Consider the following 4,179-nt stretch of genomic DNA (forward strand, 5'->3'; position numbering starts at 1 on the left):
TTTTCCGGCTTACCGCGGATGCGGACACAGTGCTTGGTACTTCGGGCGACGATCTCGTCTCGGGCACGAGCACCACGCTCAACTCAGGCGACAGCCTGGCCGGTGGCGACGGCACCGACACGCTGGCCTTGTCCGGCGGCGGCAGTTTCCGCCTCGATCAATTGACCCAGTTCACTGGCTTCGAGAGCGTCCAAATCCTGGGAAGCGGCGCATACGACCTGCAGTTGGGCGAGGCCGGGATCGAGGTCGATCTCAGCGCAGCGCAGGCGAACGGCACAGTCAGTTTGGGCTCGGGCACCTCCCGGGTAAAAGGCGGGCAAGGGCTCACGCTAAATTTCGCTTCTGGTGCAACAACGCTGGAAGGAGCTCTTACCAACGGCGTCTTAAATTTCTCTTCCAGCAACGTTACAGCCCAACTGTCTACCAGTTACGTTACGACATACAATCTATCCTCAGGATCCGCAGCCTTTACGATCGACTCTCTATCTGCCTCAAAGTTTAATTTAAGCACAGGATCATTCGAGCTTAATGGACGAAGCAGCGACTTTGGAACTACGACAATAGATCTTTCAAGCGGAATCTATAAAATCAGCAATACGTCGAATGATCCATATCATATCCGCGCAGTGGCTAATTCCGCCGACGACTTTCATGCAGGTGACAGTCTGACCAACGTGTCTCTGGCGCTTCAAACATCAGGCATAACACCCTACAATCTGTCTGACGTCAGCCTGAGCAACGTCACGATCGAGATGATCGGCTCGACTTTGATCGGGGACGGACTAACCGGCGTCACCGCTGTAATCAATGGTACGTTGGTTTATTCCGGCACGACAGCAGACCTTACTAGCATACTGATCAGCAGCACCAACGTAACAAGCACGAATGCCATTGGAACTACCTTCCGTGTCGGCGACTCTCAAACCGCCTTGCAGATACAGGGCGGAATCGGCAACGACACGATCGATGCCCGCTCCATCACCCTTACAGCCAATCAGCGCCAGCAGATCTTCTCGCAGAATTCCATCGAAACAATCCAGGACGCATCAGGGTCATATACCTCTAACGTTTTCCGGCTTACCGCGGATGCGGACACAGTGCTTGGTACTTCGGGCGACGATCTCGTCTCGGGCACGAGCACCACGCTCAACTCAGGCGACAGCCTGGCCGGTGGCGACGGCACCGACACGCTGGCCTTGTCCGGCGGCGGCAGTTTCCGCCTCGATCAATTGACCCAGTTCACTGGCTTCGAGAGCGTCCAAATCCTGGGAAGCGGCGCATACGACCTGCAGTTGGGCGAGGCCGGGATCGAGGTCGATCTCAGCGCAGCGCAGGCGAACGGCACAGTCAGTTTGGGCTCGGGCACCTCCCGGGTAAAAGGCGGGCAAGGGCTCACGCTAAATTTCGCTTCTGGTGCAACAACGCTGGAAGGAGCTCTTACCAACGGCGTCTTAAATTTCTCTTCCAGCAACGTTACAGCCCAACTGTCTACCAGTTACGTTACGACATACAATCTATCCTCAGGATCCGCAGCCTTTACGATCGACTCTCTATCTGCCTCAAAGTTTAATTTAAGCACAGGATCATTCGAGCTTAATGGACGAAGCAGCGACTTTGGAACTACGACAATAGATCTTTCAAGCGGAATCTATAAAATCAGCAATACGTCGAATGATCCATATCATATCCGCGCAGTGGCTAATTCCGCCAACGACTTTCATGCAGGTGACAGTCTGACCAACGTGTCTCTGGCGCTTCAAACATCAGGCATAACACCCTACAATCTGTCTGACGTCAGCCTGAGCAACGTCACGATCGAGATGATCGGCTCGACTTTGATCGGGGACGGACTAACCGGCGTCACCGCTGTAATCAATGGTACGTTGGTTTATTCCGGCACGACAGCAGACCTTACTAGCATACTGATCAGCAGCACCAACGTAACAAGCACGAATGCCATTGGAACTACCTTCCGTGTCGGCGACTCTCAAACCGCCTTGCAGATACAGGGCGGAATCGGCAACGACACGATCGATGCCCGCTCCATCACCCTTACAGCCAATCAGCGCCAGCAGATCTTCTCGCAGAATTCCATCGAAACAATCCAGGACGCATCAGGGTCATATACCCTAGATGCTTTTGACCCGCCGCCTCGTGTCACCTCGATCGAGCCCGGTACGGTGGGCCCGACCAATGCCGCTACCTTGACGCAAACTGTAACGTTCTCGGAGATCGTAAATGGCGTTGATGCTGCCGATTTCACGATCGTTGGAACCAACGGCGCGACGGCCAGCGTCGGCCTTATCGCTGAAACAGTCACACCTGGAGCCTACACGGTCGAACTAATCGACATAGCCGGGTCCGGCACCTTAGCGCTGGTCCTCAAAAACACGGGCACCGGAATTACGGACTCGGTCGGCAATGCAATTGCGAGCGGTCTGTCTGGTAGTGTGACAACAATCGACCGAATTGTGCCGACGGTGTCAATCGTCGCCGCGGAGACCAGCTTGGCAACCGGTGAAAGCACGAGCGTCACCTTCAGGTTCTCGGAAGCGCCCACTAACTTCGATCCGTATACGGATATTACCGCGACAAACGGTACAATCTCCAATGTCTTTCAAGATTCTATCAATCCACTCAGCTATACGGCGACCTTCACGGCAACGGCGATCACCGGGGCGTCAATCACGGTTGGAGTAAGCACATTTGCGGATGCGGCTGGAAATGCGAATCCAGCATCAAACATCGTAACTTTTGGATCACGCCTGCCGGTTTACCAGATCGCCGTCGATCCAGCCTCGGTGCAGGAGGATGCCACCGGCCCCAGTGGCACGCTGACATACACCGTCACCCGCAGCGGCGACGTCAGCCAGGCCGGCTCCGTCGCGGTGACCCTGTCGGGCTCGGCCGACGGCAGCGACTACACCAGCAGCCTCAGCGGCGGCGTGGTCAGCTTCGCGGCCGGCGAGACCAGCACCAGCTTCACCGTCAGCACCAAGCCCGACGGCATGGTCGAACCGAACGAGACGGTGGTGGCTACGCTGACCGCGGCCGGCATCGGCGGCGGTACGGTCGGCACGAACAGCACCGCCACCGGCACCATCACCAACGACGACAGCCTGCCGGTTTACCAGATCGCCGTCGATCCAGCCTCGGTGCAGGAGGATGCCACCGGCCCCAGTGGCACGCTGACATACACCGTCACCCGCAGCGGCGACGTCAGCCAGGCCGGCTCCGTCGCGGTGACCCTGTCGGGCTCGGCCGACGGCAGCGACTACACCAGCAGCCTCAGCGGCGGCGTGGTCAGCTTCGCGGCCGGCGAGACCAGCACCAGCTTCACCGTCAGCACCAAGCCCGACGGCATGGTCGAACCGAACGAGACGGTGGTGGCTACGCTGACCGCGGCCGGCATCGGCGGCGGTACGGTCGGCACGAACAGCACCGCCACCGGCACCATCGTCAACGACGATCTCGGCGACACGACACCGCCGGTGTTCCAGACGGGAAGCGTAAACGGCACCAGCCTGGTGCTGACCTACGGCGAGGCGCTGGATGCCACCAACACACCGCTGATGAGCGCCTTCGCCGTCACCGCCGGCGGCAGCGCGGTCGGTGTCAGCGGTGTAATCATAAACAGCGCCGCCCGAACCGTGACGCTCACCCTCGCCTCGGCGGTGACGGCCGGGCAAGCCGTCAGCCTGACCTACACCGACCCAACGAGCGGCAACGACATTCGCGCCATCCAGGATCTGGCCGGCAACGACGCTGCCAGCGTGACGGTCACGAACATCAACAACACGACGCCGGGCACGGCGACACCCCTGACCATCAACGGCACTGAGGCCGACAACGTGATCGTCGGGGGCGCCGGCAATGACACGCTGCGCGGCAATGGCGGCAATGACACTATCAATGGCGCGGCCGGCAACGACTACATCTCTGGCGGCGCCGGCAACGACCTGCTGATCGGTGGCGCGGGCACCGACACCGTCTATGGTGGGGCCGGTGCCGACCGCTACGTCTTTCAGAGCGTGGCTGACTTTGGTCCGGCAGGGGCTCTCGATGCCATCGAGTTCCTCACGGGGGATGGCGATCTCATCGATCTGTCGGCGATCGACGCGAACACGAACGCACCCGGTACCCAGGGCTTCAGCTTCATCGGCACAGGCGCCTTCACGG

1 protein-coding gene is annotated in these 4,179 nt (G+C 59.1%); it reads left to right on the forward strand.

What is annotated here, in order from left to right:
• Positions 1-29: 29 nt before the first annotated feature.
• A partial coding sequence (locus tag FV217_RS21960) for a SwmB domain-containing protein (RefSeq protein WP_210245161.1) occupies positions 30-4,179 on the forward strand: 4,150 nt, incomplete at its 3' end.

It is taken from the genome of Methylobacterium sp. WL9 (assembly GCF_008040035.1).
Classification (GTDB): domain Bacteria; phylum Pseudomonadota; class Alphaproteobacteria; order Rhizobiales; family Beijerinckiaceae; genus Methylobacterium; species Methylobacterium thuringiense.